The following is a 1,617-nucleotide window of genomic DNA, read 5'->3' on the forward strand; positions in this document are numbered from 1 at the left end:
ACTCATCTCTCATCACTCCGGCTCCCTCAAACCTCTAATCGAAGGCGCAATCGCTGAAGCCCTACGTTCCACTGAAGCGGGTATCCAGCGTACCGAACAACGACTGCGAGAATTTGAGGACAAATATCAACTGTCCACAGCAGAATTTCTGCATCGCTACGAAAACGACGAATTTCAGGAAACCCTGGAACTTGACGAATGGATTGGCGAATTGCGAATGCTACAATGCCTACAGGAAAAAGCAGAAAGACTCAGAGGAATTGAATTTGTTAATTGAAGATTATTTTCAACAGATTCAAACAATTATCGCAACCTGTTCAGTAATAAAATTTTTTACGCTAGATTGTGAAAAACGCGATACTTATGAAGGATTTATTCGAGCCGAAATTAAATTCATTGATAATTCAGTTCTGCATATTCGAGAGTTTGTCAATATCGAAACAATTATTAATCGTAATATGTACGCTTATCAGTATATGAATACCATGAATATCTTAATTTTCCGTTATGATAATACTCCACATCATAAAAAGCTGAACCTCCCAACCTATCCCCATCACAAACATGACAGCAGTGAAGAAAATGTAATCTCGTCCGCTGCTCCAACACTCTTAGAAGTTCTTCAGGAAATTACCGCCAGAATCAGGAGTTTTCTATGAATGAACTAAAAGGAATCAGTATCAATAAACTGATTGAATATCTTTCCACCAACACTTTAGCCGAATTTAATGCCTATACTAGATTTAAGGAAATGGCAGCTAATGGCAACCCAGAAGAAGGATTGAAAATCTTGGCTAAATTTGATAAGTAGGTAGGCGTTAAAAGTTGTCAGATGCCCCCCTTATTAAGGGGGGATTAAAGGGGGGACTAAGGGGGGATCGGCACCCCCCTTATCAAGGGGGGCAGGGGGGATCGGCACCCCCCTTATCAAGGGGGGACTAAGGGGGGATCGGCACCCCCCTTATCAAGGGGGGCAGGGGGGATCGGCACCCCCCTTATCAAGGGGGGACTAAGGGGGGATCAAACCTAAAATCCATTTTTAATTTAATTATAACCAGCTACTTAAAGGAGAATTAACAGGTGTGAATAAACGCCTAGATAACTTGGAATTTACTAATCGAACCATCTTTGTTGCCATTGTTACTGCACTAATGGCAGGATTAGTTAAGTTATTTTTCCCAAATTGGCTCTTCTAGGTTCTGTGTGATAAGTTTAACTTACAATATGATCGATCAATCTTTGTGTCCTTTGTGTCTTTGTGGTTCGTTCCACCCCCTCGCTAGGAGGAATGTATCTTAGAATACATTTTACCCACCAAATCCAAGAGAGTCCCAAATTTTCCTACTAATCCTTAACCGTTGATTCAAAAAGAAAACGGATTTTTTCAAAAAACCCGTTTTCTGAAATCGAATTCAAAATAAGAAATAGCGCTGGGCCATAGGTAAAACCGTAGCCGGTTCACAGATTAATAATTCGCCGTCAGCACGCACCTCGTAGGTTTCGGGATTAACTTCCATGCGCGGTAAAGCGTCATTAAGCTTCATACTAGCCTTACTGATATTGCGCGTATTCGACACGGCTACGGCGGTTTTTTTCAGCTTTAACTTCTCAGGAATG

3 protein-coding genes and 1 pseudogene are annotated in these 1,617 nt (G+C 41.4%); 3 read left to right on the forward strand and 1 reads right to left on the reverse strand.

From position 1 onward, the window contains the following. The 3 genes from PX484_RS08070 to PX484_RS08080 all read left to right on the forward strand — a co-directional run. A partial coding sequence (locus PX484_RS08070) for a hypothetical protein (RefSeq protein WP_288103402.1) occupies positions 1–277 on the forward strand: 277 nt, incomplete at its 5' end. Then, the gene (locus tag PX484_RS08075) at positions 267–659 is read left to right on the forward strand and encodes a toxin-antitoxin system TumE family protein (RefSeq protein ID WP_287766705.1); all 393 of its coding nucleotides are present in this window, start codon (positions 267–269) and stop codon (positions 657–659) included. The genes PX484_RS08070 and PX484_RS08075, both read left to right, overlap by 11 nt. After that, entirely contained in the window at positions 656–811 is a 156-nt protein-coding gene (locus PX484_RS08080; RefSeq protein WP_002754850.1) for a hypothetical protein, read from the forward strand. Before PX484_RS08075 ends, PX484_RS08080 begins: the two co-directional genes overlap by 4 nt. Before the next feature lie 601 nt (positions 812–1,412). Here the strand turns inward: PX484_RS08080 and ureC are convergent. Next, a pseudogene (gene ureC, locus PX484_RS08085) lies at positions 1,413–1,617 on the reverse strand (urease subunit alpha); the annotation flags it as partial.

The organism is Microcystis sp. M49636_WE2, from assembly GCF_030065375.1.
Classification (GTDB): domain Bacteria; phylum Cyanobacteriota; class Cyanobacteriia; order Cyanobacteriales; family Microcystaceae; genus Microcystis; species Microcystis aeruginosa_C.

Coding starts and splice junctions, on each gene's coding strand:
- PX484_RS08080 (WP_002754850.1), top strand. CDS start 656: ATGAATGAACTAAAAGGAATCAGTATCAATAAACTGATTGAATATCTT.